Annotated in this window: 20 protein-coding genes and 1 tRNA gene; 14 read left to right on the top strand and 7 right to left on the bottom strand. The window is 58.6% G+C overall.

Annotation, left to right across the window (positions count from 1 at the left end; translation table 11 throughout):
- Nucleotides 1-104 precede the first annotated feature (104 nt).
- The gene (locus JFT81_RS12710) at nt 105-1,535 is read left to right on the top strand and encodes a DegQ family serine endoprotease (protein WP_201227577.1); all 1,431 of its coding nucleotides are present in this window, start codon (nt 105-107) and stop codon (nt 1,533-1,535) included.
- A gap of 81 nt (nt 1,536-1,616) precedes the next feature.
- Here JFT81_RS12710 and JFT81_RS12705 read toward each other — a convergent pair whose 3' ends face one another.
- Entirely contained in the window at nt 1,617-3,050 is a 1,434-nt protein-coding gene (locus JFT81_RS12705; RefSeq protein ID WP_201227576.1) for a M48 family metalloprotease, read from the bottom strand.
- A 99-nt stretch (nt 3,051-3,149) separates the two neighbouring features.
- Between JFT81_RS12705 and JFT81_RS12700 the strand changes: the two genes are divergently transcribed.
- Both JFT81_RS12700 and JFT81_RS12695 read left to right on the top strand, forming a co-directional pair.
- Nucleotides 3,150-3,389 carry a sulfurtransferase TusA family protein gene (locus JFT81_RS12700; RefSeq protein WP_201148609.1) on the top strand — a complete coding sequence of 80 codons (240 nt, stop codon included), beginning with the start codon at nt 3,150-3,152 and terminating at the stop codon, nt 3,387-3,389.
- 32 nt (nt 3,390-3,421) lie between these two features.
- A complete protein-coding gene (locus JFT81_RS12695; protein WP_201148608.1) occupies nt 3,422-4,492 on the top strand; it encodes an AI-2E family transporter in 1,071 nt (356 codons plus the stop codon).
- Between the two features lie 129 nt (nt 4,493-4,621).
- Here JFT81_RS12695 and JFT81_RS12690 read toward each other — a convergent pair whose 3' ends face one another.
- Both JFT81_RS12690 and JFT81_RS12685 read right to left on the bottom strand, forming a co-directional pair.
- Complete coding sequence (locus JFT81_RS12690) at nt 4,622-5,095, bottom strand: peroxiredoxin (RefSeq protein ID WP_201227575.1); 474 nt, start codon at nt 5,093-5,095, stop codon at nt 4,622-4,624.
- Between the two features lie 10 nt (nt 5,096-5,105).
- On the bottom strand, nt 5,106-5,666 hold the full coding sequence (locus JFT81_RS12685) for a glycine cleavage system protein R (RefSeq protein WP_201148606.1): 561 nt from the start codon (nt 5,664-5,666) through the stop codon (nt 5,106-5,108).
- A 339-nt stretch (nt 5,667-6,005) separates the two neighbouring features.
- Between JFT81_RS12685 and dapA the strand changes: the two genes are divergently transcribed.
- The 5 genes from dapA to JFT81_RS12660 all read left to right on the top strand — a co-directional run bounded on the left by dapA (nt 6,006) and on the right by JFT81_RS12660 (nt 9,700).
- A complete protein-coding gene (gene dapA, locus JFT81_RS12680; RefSeq protein ID WP_093438308.1) occupies nt 6,006-6,884 on the top strand; it encodes a 4-hydroxy-tetrahydrodipicolinate synthase in 879 nt (292 codons plus the stop codon).
- 17 nt (nt 6,885-6,901) lie between these two features.
- Nucleotides 6,902-8,017: an outer membrane protein assembly factor BamC gene (gene bamC, locus JFT81_RS12675; protein WP_201227574.1), complete on the top strand. Its 1,116-nt coding sequence runs from the start codon at nt 6,902-6,904 to the stop codon at nt 8,015-8,017.
- Between the two features lie 6 nt (nt 8,018-8,023).
- A complete protein-coding gene (locus JFT81_RS12670; protein ID WP_201227573.1) occupies nt 8,024-8,785 on the top strand; it encodes an MBL fold metallo-hydrolase in 762 nt (253 codons plus the stop codon).
- A 28-nt stretch (nt 8,786-8,813) separates the two neighbouring features.
- On the top strand, nt 8,814-9,527 hold the full coding sequence (gene purC, locus JFT81_RS12665; RefSeq protein ID WP_007911389.1) for a phosphoribosylaminoimidazolesuccinocarboxamide synthase: 714 nt from the start codon (nt 8,814-8,816) through the stop codon (nt 9,525-9,527).
- Nucleotides 9,528-9,610: 83 nt separating this feature from the next.
- Nucleotides 9,611-9,700 (top strand) — tRNA-Ser (locus JFT81_RS12660).
- Nucleotides 9,701-9,922: 222 nt separating this feature from the next.
- On the opposite strand, the gene JFT81_RS12655 is transcribed toward JFT81_RS12660, so the two are convergent.
- A complete protein-coding gene (locus tag JFT81_RS12655; RefSeq protein ID WP_201201507.1) occupies nt 9,923-10,129 on the bottom strand; it encodes a hypothetical protein in 207 nt (68 codons plus the stop codon).
- A 152-nt stretch (nt 10,130-10,281) separates the two neighbouring features.
- A complete protein-coding gene (locus JFT81_RS12650; RefSeq protein WP_201201509.1) occupies nt 10,282-10,473 on the bottom strand; it encodes a DUF1508 domain-containing protein in 192 nt (63 codons plus the stop codon).
- A gap of 278 nt (nt 10,474-10,751) precedes the next feature.
- Here JFT81_RS12650 and JFT81_RS12645 point away from each other — a divergent pair, with 278 nt between their 5' ends.
- From JFT81_RS12645 to JFT81_RS12620, 6 genes are all read left to right on the top strand, one after another.
- Nucleotides 10,752-11,717 carry a glycosyltransferase family 2 protein gene (locus tag JFT81_RS12645; RefSeq protein ID WP_201227572.1) on the top strand — a complete coding sequence of 322 codons (966 nt, stop codon included), beginning with the start codon at nt 10,752-10,754 and terminating at the stop codon, nt 11,715-11,717.
- A 3-nt stretch (nt 11,718-11,720) separates the two neighbouring features.
- A complete protein-coding gene (locus JFT81_RS12640; RefSeq protein WP_201227571.1) occupies nt 11,721-12,431 on the top strand; it encodes a class I SAM-dependent methyltransferase in 711 nt (236 codons plus the stop codon).
- Nucleotides 12,428-12,814 (top strand): GtrA family protein, encoded by a 387-nt coding sequence (locus tag JFT81_RS12635; protein ID WP_201227570.1) that lies wholly within the window; start codon nt 12,428-12,430, stop codon nt 12,812-12,814. The genes JFT81_RS12640 and JFT81_RS12635 overlap by 4 nt, the downstream gene beginning before the upstream one ends.
- Complete coding sequence (locus JFT81_RS12630) at nt 12,811-14,907, top strand: DUF6311 domain-containing protein (protein ID WP_201201514.1); 2,097 nt, start codon at nt 12,811-12,813, stop codon at nt 14,905-14,907. Before JFT81_RS12635 ends, JFT81_RS12630 begins: the two co-directional genes overlap by 4 nt.
- 73 nt (nt 14,908-14,980) lie before the next feature.
- Complete coding sequence (locus tag JFT81_RS12625; protein ID WP_201227569.1) at nt 14,981-15,907, top strand: LysR substrate-binding domain-containing protein; 927 nt, start codon at nt 14,981-14,983, stop codon at nt 15,905-15,907.
- A gap of 138 nt (nt 15,908-16,045) precedes the next feature.
- The gene (locus tag JFT81_RS12620) at nt 16,046-16,411 is read left to right on the top strand and encodes a 5-carboxymethyl-2-hydroxymuconate Delta-isomerase (RefSeq protein ID WP_201227568.1); all 366 of its coding nucleotides are present in this window, start codon (nt 16,046-16,048) and stop codon (nt 16,409-16,411) included.
- Nucleotides 16,412-16,414: 3 nt separating this feature from the next.
- Here the strand turns inward: JFT81_RS12620 and JFT81_RS12615 are convergent, their stop codons facing one another.
- The gene (locus JFT81_RS12615; protein ID WP_201227567.1) at nt 16,415-17,350 is read right to left on the bottom strand and encodes a LysR family transcriptional regulator; all 936 of its coding nucleotides are present in this window, start codon (nt 17,348-17,350) and stop codon (nt 16,415-16,417) included.
- Between the two features lie 184 nt (nt 17,351-17,534).
- Nucleotides 17,535-18,719, bottom strand: coding sequence for a cyanate transporter (locus JFT81_RS12610; protein ID WP_201227566.1), 1,185 nt, complete (start codon nt 18,717-18,719; stop codon nt 17,535-17,537).
- Nucleotides 18,720-18,977: the final 258 nt, after the last annotated feature.

Raw genomic sequence — 18,977 nt, 5'->3', positions numbered from 1 at the left:
CGGCTCTGGCCTTGTTTGTTTTTCCTGGGATAAAAGTCCTGATCAGTGGTACCGGTGACTTTTCTTCCATATCGCTTAAACCTGCTCGTCGTAACGGGAGCTGTATGTCGATACCAAGCTTGAAATCTTATCTTTCCATTTTCGCCACCGTGCTGCTGCTCGGTCAGGCGATCCCTGCTGCGCAAGCGGCCGATCTGCCTGATTTCACCCAACTGGTTGAACAGGCTTCGCCTGCCGTGGTGAACATCAGTACCACACAGAAACTGCCGGATCGCAAAGTGAACCAGCAGATGCCTGACCTGGAAGGCCTGCCGCCGATGCTGCGCGAGTTCTTCGAGCGCGGTATGCCACCTCAGCAGCGTTCGCCGGGCGGTGGTCGTCAGCGTGAAGCGCAATCGCTGGGTTCCGGCTTCATCATCTCTCCTGATGGTTACATCCTGACCAACAACCATGTGATTGCCGATGCCGACGAAATCCTCGTCCGCCTGGCCGATCGCAGCGAAATGAAAGCCAAGCTGATCGGCACCGACCCGCGTTCCGACGTGGCGCTGTTGAAAATCGAAGGCAAAGATCTGCCGGTGCTCAAACTCGGCAAATCCCAGGACCTGAAAGCCGGCCAGTGGGTTGTGGCAATCGGTTCGCCATTCGGCTTCGACCACACAGTGACCCAAGGTATCGTCAGCGCCGTCGGCCGCAGTCTGCCCAACGAAAACTATGTGCCATTCATCCAGACCGACGTGCCGATCAACCCGGGCAACTCCGGTGGGCCGCTGTTCAACCTGAACGGTGAAGTGGTCGGGATCAACTCGCAGATCTACACCCGTTCAGGCGGTTTCATGGGCGTGTCGTTCGCCATTCCGATCGATGTGGCAATGGACGTTTCCAACCAACTGAAGAGCGGTGGCAAAGTCAGCCGTGGCTGGTTGGGCGTGGTCATCCAGGAAGTGAACAAGGATCTGGCCGAATCGTTCGGTCTGGAGAAACCGGCCGGTGCGCTGGTTGCACAGATCCAGGATGACGGTCCGGCCGCGAAAGGTGGCCTGCAAGTCGGCGACGTGATCCTGAGCATGAACGGTCAGCCGATCGTCATGTCTGCCGACCTGCCGCATCTGGTGGGCGCTTTGAAGGCAGGGGCGAAAGCCAATCTGGAAGTGATTCGTGAAGGCAAGCGCAAGAACGTCGAGTTGACGGTTGGCGCGATTCCGGATGAAGACAAAGAGTTGGATGCACTGCCGAAGTCTGGCGCAGAAAGCACCAGTAACCGCCTCGGTGTTGCCGTGGGCGAGCTGACCGCCGAGCAGAAGAAAACCTTCGACCTCAAAGGTGGCGTGGTAATCAAGGAAGTGCAGGACGGTCCTGCTGCGCTGATCGGTCTGCAGCCAGGTGATGTCATCACTCACCTGAACAACCAGGCTATTGGTTCGGCCAAGGAGTTCGCCGAGATCGCCAAAGCGCTGCCGAAGAACCGCTCGGTGTCGATGCGTGTTCTGCGTCAAGGTCGTGCGAGCTTCATCACCTTCAAACTGGCTGAATAAACCAGCGGCAAGGTAAAAAAAGAACCGCCTCGAAAGAGGCGGTTTTTTTATGCATGAAGCTTTAACTGCGCGGGATAAAACTCAGCCCATCATGTCCTTGATCATGCGTTCCTGCTCCATCAGCTCGCGCTGGCGGGCATCGATCCGTGATGACAGCGGGAAGTTGTTGCCAGCCTTGCGCTTGGCAAAATCGAGTTGCTGGATTGCCTGTCGGTAATCGCCAACCAGCGCGAAGTACTCGGCGCGCGCCTGATGCAAGCCGATGATGTTGCCCGACAGACCCCGGGTTTCGGCGACCTGATACCAGACGTCAGGATCATCCGGGCGGGACTTGAGCAAACCTTCCAGCGCTTTCTCGGCATCCGCTGCGCGATTCTGCTTGAGCAGCAGGTCGACACGCACCTGATTCAGCGGATAGTTGCCTGGATACTGCGCGAGCATCCGGTCGACCCGCGACTGTGCATCGGGCAGGCGATTGTTGGTGATGTCCAGGTCGACCTGGGCGAGGTTGTAGATGATTTCGTTCGGTGACGTAGCCAGTAATTGCTTGAGGTTCTCGCGAGCCTCGTTCAACTGACCGCCCTTGATCTGCGCAATCGCCAGACCGTAGCGTGCCACGTCGTTTTTCGGATTTTCATCCAGCTGCGCACGGAAGCGCTTGGCGCCCAGACCTGGCGTTTCTTCATAGATCAACTGCACGCGTGCACGGATCAATTGATAACGCTTGGTGTCTTCGATCCCGCCCGGTTTCGTCTGTTCGGCGCGGTTGCGGGTGTCGGCGATACGCGATTCGGTCACCGGGTGAGTCAGCAGGAATTCGGGTGGTTTGGCGTCAAAACGATACTGGCGCATCAGCCGTTCGAACATGGTCGGCATCGAGCGAGGGTCATAACCGGCCTTTTCCAGGTTGAGGATGCCGATGCGGTCGGCTTCCTGTTCGTTCTGGCGGGAGAAGGTTCGTTGCGACTGAATCGCCGCCGCCTGCGTGCCGGCGATGGCTGCGATGCCTGCATCGCCGCCGCCCGCCGCCGCAATGACGATACCGGCCAGCAGCGCGGCCATCATCGGCACCTGCATGCGCTGCGAGGCTTCAACGCCGCGAGCGAAGTGGCGTTGCGACAAGTGAGCCAGTTCGTGCGCAAGTACCGAAGCATATTCGCCTTCAGTCTGTGCATTGAGGAACAGACCACCGTTGACCCCGACCACACCGCCGGGCGCTGCGAAGGCGTTGAGCTGCGGGCTGTTGATCAGGATGAACTCCAGGCGTCGGTCAGTGACCTGGCTGGTCTCCACCAGCTTGTAGACGCTGGATTCGACGTAGTCCTTGAGTTGCGGATCGTTTAGCTGTGAGACCTGGCTGCGCAACATGGCCAGCCAGGCGCGACCGAGCTGATACTCCTGTTGCGGCGAGACAATGGCAGAACTGGCGTCGCCGAGTGACGGCAGATCGTCGGCAAAGCCCGGTGAGGCGAGCAGGCAAGCGAGCGTCAGCAGGGTAGGGCGCAGAAAAGTCATGCACAAAGCCTTAGAAGACAAAGACCTTACTGTAGCCGGACACCGGGCTTGCGACCAGATATTCTAGGTCGCTCGACTGACCGCAACCGGAGTGACGCAATGACCGACGCTGTAGCCCATGACGTGGAACTGGATGCCAGTGGCCTGAATTGCCCATTGCCGTTGCTCAAGGCAAAAATGGAGCTGAACAAGCTCGGCAGTGGCGCGGTGCTCAAGGTAATAGCCACCGACGCGGGCTCGCAACGCGACTTCCGCACCTTTGCCAGATTGGCCGGTCATACGCTGCTGCGCGAAGAAGACGACGCTGGCGTTTACCGTTACTGGTTGAAAAAAGCCTGACCCGACAGCGTAAAGAAACCTAAGGATTATTGATGTTCAAAGTGTTACGCGACTGGATTCAGCGCTATTTCTCTGACGAAGAAGCCGTGGTGCTGGCGGTTCTGCTGTTTCTCGCCTTTACCGCAGTGCTTACCCTCGGCGGCATGCTTGCGCCCGTATTGGCCGGGATGGTGCTGGCGTATCTGATGCAGGGCCTGGTGGTGACGCTTGAGCGCTTGCGTGTGCCGGGCGGCGCGGCGGTAGGGTTAGTGTTTGCGCTGTTCATGGGCGTGCTGATGCTGTTCATCGTGGTGGTGCTGCCGCTGCTCTGGCATCAGTTGATCACGTTGTTCAACGAACTGCCGGGCATGCTCGCCAAATGGCAATCGCTGCTGTTGCTGCTGCCGGAGCGCTATCCGCATCTGGTCTCCGATGAGCAAGTACTGCAAGCCATCGAAGCCGCCCGTGGCGAAATCGGGAAGTTCGGGCAATGGGCGCTGACGTTCTCCCTGTCGAGCCTGCCGCTGCTGGTGAACATCATGATCTATTTGGTACTGGTACCGATCCTGGTGTTCTTCTTCCTCAAGGATCGAGTCATGATCGGTGAGTGGGTGCGCGGTTATTTACCGCGTGAGCGCGCGTTGATCACTCGGGTCGCGCAGGAAATGAACCGGCAGATCGCCAATTACATTCGCGGCAAAGTCATAGAAATCGTGATTTGTGGCGGTGTGACCTACATCGCTTTCGTCGCCCTCGGGCTCAACTATGCGGCGCTGTTGGCGTTGCTGGTCGGTGTGTCGGTGGTGGTGCCGTATGTCGGCGCAGTGGTGGTGACCGTGCCGGTGCTGCTGATTGCGTTGTTCCAGTGGGGCTGGAGCGATCAGTTCATCTATCTGATGGCGGTCTACGGGATCATTCAGACGCTGGATGGCAACGTGCTGGTGCCTCTGCTGTTTTCCGAAGCGGTCAACTTGCATCCGGTGGCGATCATCTGCGCGGTGCTGTTGTTTGGCGGATTGTGGGGATTCTGGGGGGTATTCTTCGCGATCCCGCTGGCGACGCTGTTCAAGGCTGTGCTGGATGCCTGGCCGCGCAAGGAGCCTGTGGTGGCGCCGCTGCTTTAAAGCAGGTTTTTTCGGTGAGGCTTATGGCCTCATCGCTGGCAAGCCAGCTCTCACAGGTTTTGTGTGTGGCGAAAAACGTGTGGGAGCTGGCTTGCCAGCGATGGCGTCATTGCGAGCGCCACAAAAACATCAGGATTTATTCAAATCCTGAGCAGCAGCCAAAACGGCATCAACATGCCCCGGCACTTTCACGCCGCGCCATTCCTGACGCAGCACACCGTCTTTATCGATCAGGAACGTGCTGCGATCAACGCCCAGGTATTCCTTGCCATACAGCTTCTTCAACTTGATCACGTCGAACAGTTGGCAGACAGCTTCGTCCTTGTCGCTGATCAGCTCGAACGGAAACTCTTGCTTGCACTTGAAGTTCTCGTGCGACTTCAGGCTATCGCGAGAGATGCCGAAGATTTCCGTGTTGGCAGCCTTGAACGCTGCGTACTGATCACGAAAGCCCTGGCCTTCAGTGGTGCAGCCCGGGGTGCTGTCCTTCGGGTAGAAGTAGATCACCACTTGCTTGCCCTTCAGGGCTGACAGGCTGATGGTTTGCCCGCTGGTGGCAGGTGCTTCGAAATCCGCAACCGGTTGGTCGATGACAACGGCCATGAAAGCTTCCTTACATTGGGTTCTGTGGGCGCCAAGGTTCGATCAGTGCATCCAGGTTCATCGCATCGGAAAAGTCGAGGAACTGGTCACGCAGCCAGCTGATCTGGGTGCCGGCAGGCAGGGTTACGGTGAACGTGGCGTTAAGCATGGTGCCGCCAGTCTGAGGCGCCTGATACGTGTCGCAAGTCAGGTTTTCCAGTTCGACGTTGTGATCCATGAAGAACTGGCACAGTTCATTGATGATGTCCGGGCGATACGCCGAGCTGACATAAGCCACATAGGGCAACGCTTGCGGGCGATTTTCCAGCGGCGCGCTACGCACCACATTGACGGTGAAGGCGTGCTTCTTGGCGAGGCCGGGCAGGCTGCCTTCCAGGCGAGCGAGGGCGTCCCAGCTGCCGGAGACCTCAAGGATCAGCGCACTGCACTCGCCGTGGCGAGTCAGGCGGGAGGTAACCACGGCGCAGCGATTTTCATGGCTGGCGCGGCACAGGACGTTAGTCAGCTCCATGGGGTTGGCGCCGAGGGCACTGATGACAAGGAATTGTTCGCGAACTGTGGGGGTGGACATGCAGCATTCCTAAAGCGATGAGCGGTCGGTAGGTTTACGGACGTTGGCCGCCGGGGAGTGCCTGTGTTTGCCCATTCAGGCGGTCCGTCAAAAAGCCCCGGCACGCACTCGCGGCTCGCTCCACTATAGCGGGAGCGCGTCGTAGCGACGCAGGAACGGGGTCTGGGAGGCCGAAAAGGGAGGCTGGAACCCGGCGTACAAGCTGATCTGTACCGATCAAAGTCTGAAGGGTAGCGAAAAGCGGCGCCAAGGGGAATGGCAGCAGCGCAGTACTTCGCTTGTGCAAGCATCTTGGCGCCAGTACCATTACCGCTCTCTTTTTCCGGCAGGAGCGGTTTCATGATTGCGGGCAGTATGGTGGCACTGGTCACTCCCATGGATGCACAAGGGCGTCTGGACTGGGACAGCCTCAGCAAACTCGTGGACTTCCATCTCAAGAACGGCACCCATGCCATTGTCGCGGTCGGTACTACCGGCGAGTCGGCAACTCTTGATGTAGAAGAACACATCGCCGTCATCAAAGCCGTGGTCAAACAGGTTGCCGGGCGCATTCCGGTCATCGCCGGCACTGGCGCCAACTCGACCCGCGAAGCCGTCGAGCTGACCCGCAACGCCAAAGAAGCCGGCGCCGATGCCTGCCTGCTGGTCGTTCCGTACTACAACAAGCCTACTCAGGAAGGCCTGTACCAGCACTTCAAGCACATTGCTGAAGCGGTCGACATTCCACAGATTCTTTATAACGTGCCTGGCCGCACGTCTTGCGACATGCAGGCCGAGACCGTGATTCGCCTGTCCACCGTGCCGAACATCATCGGCATCAAGGAAGCCACCGGCGACCTGAAACGTGCCAAAGCGATCATCGACGGCGTGAGCAAGGATTTCATCGTGCTGTCCGGCGATGATCCGACCGCGGTCGAGCTGATCCTGCTGGGCGGCAAAGGCAACATCTCGGTGACCGCCAACGTCGCTCCGCGCGAAATGGCCGACCTGTGCGAGGCTGCGCTCAAGGGCGACGCCGATACCGCGCGGGCCATCAACGAAAAACTGATGCCACTGCACAAAGACCTGTTCATCGAAGCCAACCCGATTCCGGTCAAGTGGGCTTTGGTTGAAATGGGTCTGATGCACGAAGGCATCCGCCTGCCGCTGACCTGGCTGAGCACACCTTGTCATGAAACGTTGCGCTCGGCCCTGCGCCAGTGCAGCGTCCTGGTTTAATTGAGGAAGTACAACGCATGAAGCGAATGGCCGGACTTTCCGCACTTGCCTTGATTATCTCCAGCACCAGCGGCTGCGGATGGGTCTGGGGGCCGGAAGGTTATTTCCGCGACCGTGGTAGCGATTACCTGCAAGCGCAACAGACTGCACCGATGCAACTGCCACCGGATGTCACCACCTCCAAACGTCTGGATCCGCTGTTGCCGATCCCGCGTAACGTCGCTGACGACACCGCCAAGGGCGAATACATCGTTCCCCGTCCACAGCCGTTGTCGGCCATCGCCGACGCGACCGACTACTCGCTGCAGAAAAGTGGCGATTCGCGTTGGGTAATGGCTCAGCATCCACCGGCCGAAGTCTGGCCAGTGGCGGTGCAGTTCTTCCAGGACAACGGTTTCCGTCTGGATGAACAGCGCCCGCAAACCGGCGAATTCACCACCAGCTGGCAGCATTCCGACGAACTGTCCGCAGCCATGGCCAAGCGCCTGAGCGCGGCCGGTATCGCCAGCGACAGCGAAACCCGCGTTCGTGTGCGTATCGAGCCAGGCGTGCAGCGCAACACCAGCGAAATCTACGTGGTCAGCGCCGAGCGTCCTGCCGGCAGCACCGCCGACGTCGCCTTCACCAACCGTTCGGTCAACACTGGCCTGGACGCAGCGCTGGTCGACGACATGCTCGCGAGCATGAGCCGTATCGCCGAGAAGGGCGGTTCGGTGTCGATGCTGGCTTCGCGTGATTTCGATACCCCGAGCCGCGTCAGTCTCAGCGAAGATGGCAGCGGTAATCCGGTGTTGAACGTCGGTACCGATCTGGACCGTGCGTGGTCGAGTGTTGGCCGTGCGCTGGAGCAGGGCGAATGGCGCGTTGAAGACATCAACCGCAGCCTGGGCCTGTACTACATCAACCTGGCCGAAAAAGCCGAGAAGAAAGACGACAAGCCTGGTTTCTTCAGCAGCCTGTTCGGCAGTGCGCCGAGCAAGGAAGAAGTTGAAGCCCGTGCCGAGCGTTATCAGGTTCGCCTGAGCAAGGTTGGCGAGAACATTCAGGTTACCGTCGAGAAGAACATCAACACCGTTGCACCGGCTGAAGTAGCTCGCAAAGTGTTGAGCGTGATTCAGGACAACCTGGGCTGATCAACTATGCGTTTTGCCGTTCTCGGCAGCGGTAGCCAAGGGAACGGCACGCTGATCGCCAGTGCTGATACATACGTGCTGGTGGATTGTGGTTTTTCCCTGCGGGAAACCGAAAAACGCCTGTTGCGCCTGGGTGTGAACCCGGCGCAACTGAGCGCGATACTCGTAACCCACGAACATGCCGACCACGTGCATGGCGTGGGTTTGCTGTCTCGGCGCTACAATCTGCCCGTCTACCTCAGTCGCGGCACACTGCGCGGGATGCGCAAACCGATTGAACCCGCAGGCTTTCTGGCCGGCGGCGAGCAACTGCAGATCGGCGCACTGAACATAGGGGTCATTGCCGTGGCCCATGATGCACAGGAACCGACCCAGTACGTTTTCAGTGATCACGAGCAGCGGCGCTTCGGCCTGCTGACCGACCTGGGCTCTTACTGCGAGCGGGTGCTGGACGGTTTTCGGGATCTCGATGCGTTGATGATCGAGTCCAACCATTGTCGCGACATGCTGGCCCGTGGTCATTACCCGTACTTTCTCAAGCAGCGGGTGGGCGGCGAGCTGGGACATTTGAACAACCACCAGGCAGCATTCCTGGTGTCCGAGTTGGGTTGGCAGGGTTTGCAACACCTGGTCCTGGCCCATCTGAGCCGCAAGAACAACATGCCGCAGCTGGCCCGGCAATGTTTTGTCGACACCCTCGGGTGCGACCCGGACTGGCTGCAACTGGCCGATCAAGATTCAGGGCTCGACTGGCGCCACATCGCCTAGCCCACCTACTTAGCAAGCGGAGCCCATCATGGAAAAACGTGAAGAACTCTACCGCGGCAAAGCCAAATCGGTTTACAAGACCGACGACGCTGACCGCTTGATCCTGCTGTTTCGCAACGACACCTCGGCGTTCGACGGCAAGCGCATCGAGCAGCTCGACCGCAAAGGCATGGTCAACAACAAGTTCAACGCCTTCATCATGCAGAAACTCGAAGCGGCCGGCGTTCCGACCCAATTCGACAAACTGCTGGCCGACAACGAAGTCCTGGTGAAGAAGCTCGACATGATCCCGGTCGAGTGCGTCGTGCGTAACTATGCAGCCGGCAGCCTGGTCAAGCGTCTGGGTGTTGAAGAAGGTCTGAAGCTCAACCCTTACACCTTCGAACTGTTCCTCAAGGACGACGCCAAGGGCGACCCGTTCATCAACGAATCCCACGTCGTGGCATTCGGTTGGGGCACCGCCGAGCAACTGGTTCGCATGAAAGAACTGTCGCTCAAGGTCAACGAAGTACTGACCAAGCTGTTCGACGACGCCGGCCTGCTGCTGGTCGACTTCAAGCTTGAGTTCGGCGTATTCAGCGACGGCTCCATCGTCCTCGGTGACGAGTTCAGCCCGGACGGCTGCCGTCTGTGGGACAAGGACACCAAGAAGAAGATGGACAAAGACCGCTTCCGCCAAGGCCTCGGTGACGTCATCGAAGCTTACGAAGAAGTCGCCAATCGTCTGGGCGTACCGCTTTAATCGACGCAAGCATCTGATAGCACGAACAAAATTTCGAAAGAGGGTTTGCTTTCGGTAAAAGTGTTGTTATGATGCGCGCCGTTGGAGAGATGCCAGAGTGGCCGAATGGGACGGATTCGAAATCCGTTGTACCTTCACCGGTACCTAGGGTTCGAATCCCTATCTCTCCGCCATTACATAGAAAAAGCCCCGTAGATGAAAATCTACGGGGCTTTTTCGTTTCTGGATTCTATGAATCTCATTAGTCTTTTTTTCAGAGAGGCTCGGCTGCTTTCAATAGAGCTGCGCGCTCTACTCAGGTTGAGTGCCCCATCTGAGATGCAAAGCCCCACAGGCCTGAACCCGTGGGGCTTTTTCATTTTCGCAAGGCTACATCACCCCGCGCTCCAGCCATTTTACGGCTGCGAGTGGCCCAACTTCCGTTTGATCAAGTCATACACATCCTTATGCGTCGAGTTGTGCAGCGTCTTGTCCATGCACGCGGTCGTCAGGAAGGTTTTCACTTCGTCCTTGGCATGCGGATAGAGGCCGGCGACATAGTCCGCTTCGTGTTCTTGCGAGCAGTTGAAGTACTTGTCGTCTTTCGCTTTGTCTCTGGCCATTTCTGCGGCTCCTGTTTGAGTTCGATTGTGTCGCGAGACAGGGCCGGATAGCCCCGTGCCTCAATCAGCCTAGGGGGGCAGAAATGGCTCGCCAGTGCTTCAGTCAAAAAAGGAAGTGGCTGTAGGACTCAGCCCTGCTTCGGCTCACGCGGTTAAATTTCCTTGACCGGCGTTTCGCCATGTACCGCTTTGATCAACCCGATCACATGCAAACAATCCGCTTTGTTCACATAAGACTCGCCGCTGGCGACGGTCTCGTGATTGCCTGCGCGCAGCCTCCAGCGCCATTGCCCTTTGCCGGTGCTCGAAGTGCCTCTGGATTGCCTGTAAATCTCGAAATACATTCAGTTCGCTCCATGCGATTTTTCCTGCGACAGCCAGTGTGTCGCAACGACGCAAGCCTAGCGCAGGCGGTTTTTTTGGCTATCGGACATTTGTTTCCAATCGTTGGCGGATGTTTCTGAAGGGCGCGGGCCAGAGCGCTGGAATAGGCCTCTGGATTGGCCAATATGACGCCGTCTGACCCTTGCAACAGCAACCACGCTGCTGCTTAATACGGGTCGGCTCATGGCGTCGAACCTTGTTCGATGACCGACAAACACTATAAGAAAGAGCACTCCTTTTGACTGAGCACGGAACGCAACAGGCCGGGCAGGTGACGTTATCGCTGGTGGTCCCCGTTTTTAACGAGGAGGACAGCCTCGACACGTTTCTGCTGCGCATCAATGAAGTCTTTCAGGCCCAGACGCTGATCGATCTCGAAATGGTATTCGTCAACGACGGCAGTACCGATGCCACGCTTGAGCGGCTGCTGGATCGTCAGCAGCAAGATGCCCGCCTGCGTATCGTCGACCTCAGTCGCAACTTCGGCAAAGAGGCGGCGTTGTCCGCCGGTTTGCAGATTGCCACCGGGCAGATCGTGGTGCCGATCGACGCGGACCTGCAGGATCCCCCCGAAATTATTCTGCAAATGATCGAGCGCTGGCGTGAGGGTTTTGAAGTCGTCCTCGGTCACCGTATCAGCCGCCGCAGCGATACCTGGGCCAAGCAGACCTCGGCGCACTGGTTCTATCGTCTGCACAACAAGATTGCCGAACAACCACTCCCCGAGAACGTCGGTGATTTTCGCCTGATGGATCGTTGCGTGGTGGATGCCTTGCTGACGTTGCCCGAGTCCCGGCGATTCATGAAAGGCTTGTTCGCCTGGGTCGGTTTTCGCACGACCCACGTTGATTATGAGCGCCCTGAACGGGTAGCTGGGCAGAGCAAGTTCAACGGCTGGCGGTTGTGGAATTTCGCCCTCGAAGGCATTACCAGTTTCAGCACCGAACCGTTGCGGGTCTGGACCTACGTAGGAGCATTGGTGTCGCTGGTGTCTTTTGCCTTCGCCATTTTTATCGTTTTGCGTACCTTGATCCACGGTATCGACATGCCTGGTTACGCCTCGCTGATGGTCGCTGTGACCTTTCTCGGCGGCTTGCAATTGATCGGCATCGGCGTGCTGGGCGAATACCTCGGCCGTACTTATATCGAATCCAAACGCCGACCGGTCTTTCTGGTGCGTCGCGTCTATGACCCCAAGGATTGAAACATGGATCTCAAGGAAACCGACATCCTCGGCGACAGCATCAACGAGCATTGGTATTACTGCTCCAAAGCCGCGGCCACCACGCGGTTACTGGGTGATGCGCCGATCAGGCGAATCCTCGATGTTGGCGCCGGTTCCGGGTTTTTCTCGCATCATCTGCTGACGCATACCGACGCGAAGGAGGCATGGTGCGTGGACATCAGCTATCCGGCCGATTCCAGCGCCACCACCGCCGGCAAGCCGGTGCATTACCGTCGCGGGATCGACACCCTCGATGCCGATCTGGTGCTGCTGATGGACGTGCTGGAGCATGTCGATGACGACCTCGGCCTGCTCAAGATGTACGTCGATAAAGTGCCCTCCGGCAGCCGTTTTCTGATGACCGTGCCGGCGTTCCAGTTCATGTGGAGCGGTCACGATGACTTCCTTGAACACAAGCGTCGCTACACCCTGGCGCAGTTTGAAACGCTGGCCCGCGATGCCGGTTTGAGGCTGCAGCGCGGCGGTTATTACTTCGGTGCAGTGTTCCCGATTGCGGCGGCCCTGCGGTTGTTGCCGCAAGGTGCGCAAGCCCAACCGGCGCGCTCGCAGCTCAAGCGCCACCATCCGCTGGTGAACAGAGTACTGAAAACGTTGTGCAGCCTTGAACTGCCGTTGATGGGCATGAATCGCCTGGCCGGTTTGAGCGTTTTTGTCTTGGCGCAGAAACCGTGACCTCTGCGGAAAAATCAGCGCTGATCCAGCGAGGTTTGCGTTTTGCCGTGACCGGGTTGTTCGTCACGGCTTTGCATGCGCTGATCGCAATTGTGTTCATCAATTTCGTCAGTGCGCTGCCGCCACTCGCCAATGGCGTGGCTTTCGCCGTGGCGACGGTGGTGTCGTATGTGATCAATACCACCTGGAGCTTTTCTGCCCGCTTGCATGGGCGAACATTGCTGCGTTTTCTGTCGGTCTCCGGCTGTGGGTTTTTGTTGGCGATGCTGGTTGCCTGGACTGCGCAAATGGCCGGGCTCCATTACTTGCTGGGCATCGCTGCCGTGGCGTTGACGGTTCCGGCCTTCACGTTTGTCTTGCACAACTTCTGGACGTATCGATGAGCGCCAGGCAAAAGCATGCCGCACTGTCTTTATTGCCGTTGCTGCTCGGGGTCTTGGCTTTCTTTTGCTTGATCGGGCCGCAAGTTCTGGATCCTGAAAACATTGCCTGGCTGGAGCTCGGCGACACGGCGACGCATTATCTGGGATGGGATTTCTTTCGCCATTCGCCATGGACGTTTCCGCTGGGACTCAATCCGTTTTACGGGCTTGAGCTGGGCAATTCGGTCATCTTCTCCGACTCCAATCCGTTACTGGCGCTGCTATTCAAGCCGTTCAATGCGTGGCTGCCCGACACTTTCCAGTATTTCGGGATGTGGCTGCTGGCTTGTTTTGTTCTACAGGCCTGGTTTGGCTGGAAGCTGCTCGGATTGATGACTGACCATCCGGCGATTCGATTACTGGGAGCGGGGTTGCTGATGTTCTCGCCCGCGATGTTTTTGCGCATGGGGGCACACCTTTCTCTGGCAGGGCATTTTCTGATTCTGGCGGCGTTGTATCTGGCTCTGGTGCCCGGCCTGCATCGGCGCCGGTTGGCGTGGGGGGCGCTGTTGGCGGTGACGGCGATGGTACATGCCTACCTGTTGGCGATGGTTGCGCTGATATGGGTCGCTGATCTGCTCGGCAAGTGGTCGAGCCAGCAACTGACGCGGCGGCAGAGTCTGATCGAAGGCGTGCTGCTCTTCGTGGTCGTAAGCCTGTGTTGTTGGCAGGCCGGTTACTTCGCGATTGTCGATGGTGCGAAGTCCGGCGGTTTCGGTTTGTACCGAATGAATCTGCTGTCTCCTGTCGATCCGGCAGGTTGGTCTTTGATCCTGCCAAATCTGCCGCAAGCCAGCGGTGATTATGAAGGTTTCAATTATCTGGGGCTGGGCGTACTGCTGCTGATACCCATGGCGCTGATCGCCTGGCTGAGAAACAGCCAGCCGCTGAAGCACGCATTGAGTAGCCGGCCATGGTTGCTGTTGGCGTTGCTCGGTCTATGGGTGTTCGCCTTATCCAACCAGATCGGCATCGGCGCGCACACATTCAGCTATCCATTGCCGAAATTCATTCTCAATCTTGCGAACATCTTCCGTGCTTCCGGAAGGATGTTCTGGCCAGTCGCCTATGCGCTGATCCTGATGGTAATTTTTCTGCTGGTGCGCGGATACCGGCCGCGTACGGTCATTGCCCTGCTGGCGCTGGCGTTATCGGTGCAGGTCATTGACATGCGCAATGGCTGGATGGGGATGCGGCAAGGGAAGATGCTTCCACCGTCGTCGACCTGGGCCAGCCCGATGCAGGATCCATTCTGGGCGAGTGCGGCGACGCAATACGCGAACCTTCGCAGCCTGATGCCGCAGAATCAGCCCGAGCGTTGGCAGGTGCTGGCTGATTTCGCCGCCACCCACGGCATGAAAACGGATGCGGTCTATCTCGGGCGCATGAGTTCCGGGCCGCTTGAACTCGCCCAGGAGAAAACCCGGCGCATGCTTGAATCCGGTCACTATGATGCAGACTCGTTGTACATCCTCGACGATGACGTGTTGGCGGCCGCGGCAAAAACCATCAACAGTGACACCGATCTGCTGACGCGGGTGGATGGTCTGGTGGTGCTGGCGCCGGGCTGGAAACGTTGCGCGCAGTGCTTGCCGATGCACGATGAGGGACGGCAGATGGCGCTGACTCCCCTGACTCATCCAGGCCAGGTACAGACGTTCAATCATTCCTCTCGACAAATGACCCACGGCTGGTCGACCCCGGAAAGCTGGGGAACATGGTCTGAGGGCCGACAGGCGCAGATCGTCCTGCGCATAACGCCAGAGGCGCGTTCGGTGGTGATCGATGCCATGGCGTTCATCCTGCCGCAGCACCCTGCTCAGCGGGTGGTCGTGAGCTTGAACGGCGAGCAGGTGCTGTCCGCACGCCTGACGCAGGCGCAGGGCAATCATCTGCAGATCCCGATCAGCGCGGCAATTCGTCAGCGCCTGGCCGTCGATGATCAAGTGACGATCGAGCTGCAACTGCCCGATGCAATCAGTCCCCAGCAGTTGGGCCTCAACGATGATGCGCGGGTTATGGGCCTGGGTTTGCAGCGGCTGCTGGTGAACTGACGCATCGTGACGATGGACGCCGCCCCCAAGGCCTTTCTACACTGCCGCTATTCCGGGGAGCAGGGGGCAATGGATGAATCGCAATGAACTACGCAAGGCCGACATCAACCTGATGGTGGTGTTCGAGACGTTGATGCTCGAACGCAACGTGACCCGGGCGGCCGAGAAGCTGTTTCTTGGCCAGCCGACCATCAGTTCGGCGCTCAATCGTCTGCGCACGATGCTCAACGATCCGCTGTTCATTCGCGTTGGCCATCGCATGGAACCGACTGCTCGCGCCGAGGATATCTTTCGCCACCTCAAGCCTGCACTCGATTCGCTGTCGGTGGCGCTGAGCCTGACCCGCGATTTCGATCCGGCGGTCAGTACCATGACCTTTCGCATCGGCCTGTCCGACGACGTCGAATTCGGCCTTCTGCCGCCGTTGTTGCGCGCGCTGCGACAGGAAGCACCGAACGTGGTGTTTGTGGTGCAGCATGTCGATTACTGGCGGATTCCCGACCTGCTCGCCGCCGGTGACATCACCGTCGGTATCAGCCAGACCCGTGGCCTGCCGGCCAATGCCAAACGCAAATTGCTGCGGCATATTCAGCCGAGCATCCTGCGTGCCGATGCCTCGGCTACACCGCTGACCCTCGACGAGTATTGCGCAAGGCCGCACGTACTGGTTTCGCACACGGCCAATGTCAGTGGGTTCGCTGATGAGTGGCTGGCGGAACTCGGGCGCACCCGCCAAGTGGTTCTGTCGGTGCCTCAATACAGCGCGTTGCCGGCGCTGTTGGCCGGTACTGATCTGATCGCCAGCTTGCCGGATTACACCGCGGCCGCCATGGCCACCTCGGGATTGCTGTTCAAGGAACCGTTTCCGTTCAAGACGCCGACACTCGACCTGTCGATGGTCTGGCTCAGCCACGTCGACAGCGACCCGGCCGAACGCTGGTTGCGTTCGCGGCTTGAAGCGTTCATGAGCGAACGGCCGGTTACCGACATTCCCCTGTAGGCGCTGCGGTACGTTGCGATTTTTTGATCTTGAGATTTAAAAAGCACAATCAAAAGATCGCAGCCTCGTTTCACTCGACAGCGCCTACATGTGCTGGCTATAAGTACGGTCTTTACGCTGACTGACTGGAGCCTCCCGATGCCACACCTGCACATGGAATACACCGCCAACCTGCCGCAGTTGAACGCCGATGTGGCGTTGATCCGGCTCAACAACACGCTGGTGGGTTCCGGTCAGTTCGCGGCGGAGTTCGATATCAAGAGCCGTGCGGTCAAGGTTGCAACCTTCAAGGTCGGCACCGCCATGGGCGAGCGTGCTTTCGTGCACGTGAAGCTGGCGCTGCTCAGCGGCCGCTCGCCGGAGATCAAGAAACAGCTTTCGCAAAGTCTGCTGGCGGTATTGCAGGATCTTTGCGAATGGCCCGTTGGCGTTGAGGTGCAGTTGTGCGTCGAGTTGGTCGACATTGATCGCGAGTCCTACAGCAAAACCGCCATCGGCGTGTAGGACTCAGGCCGCCTCCAGCTCACTGCATACCTTGATCACTTGCTCGCGCAGCCAAACGTTGGCGCTGTCCTGATCAACGCCCTGGCTCCACTGCATGTCGAGGGTGAACCCTGGCAATCCGTTGGGTGCTTCGCAGTGATTGAACACCGCCTCGTTGGTCAGCAAACGCTGGATACGCCGGGGCAGGGTGAGGATGAAGTCGGTGCCGGTGATCATTTTCAGCGCAGCGCTGTAACTGTTCGAGCGCGCCACGATCTGGCGTTTCTGGGCCTGCCGCGCCAACCAGCCGTCGACCATGTTGGTGGTCGACGTCCATGGCGTCGGGAACACATGTCGGCGCTCGGTAAAGGCTTGCAGGCTCAGGCGTGGTTCCAGTGGCGTGGCGCGTTTGTCGAAGACGCAGACAAGATCATCTTCCAGCAGCATCCGAGACTTCAGATCGGTGTGATGGCGGTGGAAGTTGGGGCCGAAACTGATCACCAGGTCGAGACTGCCGTCGCGCAGTTCGTCCGCGGGCACGTCGGTTTCAAACTTGTGCATGTTGACCATCACCGGCAAATCGTCGAAGTCGAAGCGCTTCAACAGGCGCGGCAAGATCAATTGCTCGAAGTATTCCGGGGCGCAGATATTGAACGTGACCGCTTGCCGGGTCGGGTCGAAGGCCGGGGCGCCGGCGTGGCACAGGTTGATACTCTCGAGAATCTTCTGCACATGCCCGTACATGCTGCTGGCCTTGTAGGTCGGGCGCATGCCGGTGCGGGTGTTGATGAACAGTTCGTCTTCGAAACTGGTGCGCAGTTTTTTCAGGCAATAACTGACGGTGGACTGACTGACGCACAACGTTTCCGACACATCGGTGACACTGCTCTGCTCATACACGGCGATAAACACCATGAGATCCTGCATGTCGAGCTTTCGAAGCAAATTACTGTTCAGCATCCATTCCGTCCCGCTGTGCTCCTTGCGCTGAATCCGCGCAAACGTGTGCGAGTGATCCTAGCGGAACGATGGTGCCAGGACAAAGCCTTGTAGGACGTTTCACGGACAATTGTGGGACAGAAAGTTTTAGCAACACGACGTCGCTGATCAAAGCGCTGAAAGATGGCCAGAAGCCTTTAGCCGATCAGGCAAAGTGTCGCGTGTAATGCCGGGGATCGAAGCGCAGTACCATCAGCAACATAACCACCATCACCGCGGTCAGCGACCACCACGCCCACTCGAAGCTGCCCAGTTGATCGCGGATCATCCCGGCCAGCAGCGGCGAGAGACCGGCAATCAGATAGCCGATGCCTTGCACGAACGCCGTCAGGCCACCGGCGCGTTGCGGGTTGTCGAGGTGATCGAGCGAGACGATCAGACTCATCGGGAATAAGCCGCCAATGCCCAGACCCAACAGACACGGCCACAGCAGGCTGAAGTGTTGTGGACTGAGGATCAGCCCACAGAAACCGGCGATGATCAGCCCGAGCAACGCCATCAGCACCACGCGACGATCACGGCTGCGATTGGCGATCGCCGGAACCACCAGGCCGGAGATCACCTCCATGGCCGTCAGAAAACCCAACAACAGACCGGCGTTTTGTTCGCTCCAGCCTTTTTCCACGTAGTACGGCGCCAGCCAGGCGAGAACGCAGGTGTAGGACGCCGTCCCCAGGCCGAAGAAGAGCGCGAGTAACCAGGCGCGGGAATTGGCGAAGAAGGATTCTTTCTTCACTACCGTCGTCATTGCGTGCGGCAGGCTTGCGCGTTGTGTCCACCAGAACAGCAACGCCATAAGCGCCAACACGGCCCAAATGGCCAGGCCCAGGCGCCAGCTAGCGGTCTGCACCATCACCTGCGGAGCGAACGAGGCCGCAATCGCCGCGCCGCCCATGATCGACGTGACATATAAGCCCATGCACATCGACACGTTGTCGGCGAAGCGCGATTTGATCAGCGCCGGCATCAACGCCTGAATCAGCGCAATGCCAATCCCCGCCAGCACGGCGCTGATAATCAGTTCGGCGGCAGAGTCGACAAACAGCCGCGACAGCGTCGCCAGGCCAATGATCAGCAGCGACAACAACACCGTGCGCCGTTCGCCGAGTCGCTGACTGATGCCGATACCGAAAAACATCGCCAGCCCCATCGCCATCACCGGCAGCATGGTCAGTAGCGAGGCGAGGCTGAAGCTCAGCGAAATCTCGCCTCGAATGGCCGACAGCAATGGCCCGACAGCCGCCATCGACGGCCGCAGGTTGAGGGCTACCAGCATGATGGCGAGCATCAACCAGACAGCGGGGCGGGTGGTGGCGCGGACATTTTCCATCTTCAGACCTTTGAATCAGAGGCTGACGATTAGGCACGGAGCGGGCCGGTCCGGCAAATCAGAAAACCCAGCGGGAGATCTAAAAATCCAATTGCCCCCAAATCCCTTGTAGGAGCCGAGCTTGCTCGCGAAGAGGCCGTGTCAGGCAAAGCATCTTTGCCTGACACGGCCTCTTCGCGAGCAAGCTCGGCTCCTACAAGGAGCAGCGCAGAAGCAAAACACTGAATAACAGCTGAACCATTCTCAAATACTCCGCCA

The sequence above is a fragment of the Pseudomonas sp. TH43 genome (assembly GCF_016650635.1).
Lineage (GTDB): Bacteria > Pseudomonadota > Gammaproteobacteria > Pseudomonadales > Pseudomonadaceae > Aquipseudomonas.
This window is presented reverse-complemented; position numbering and strand designations above follow the sequence as displayed.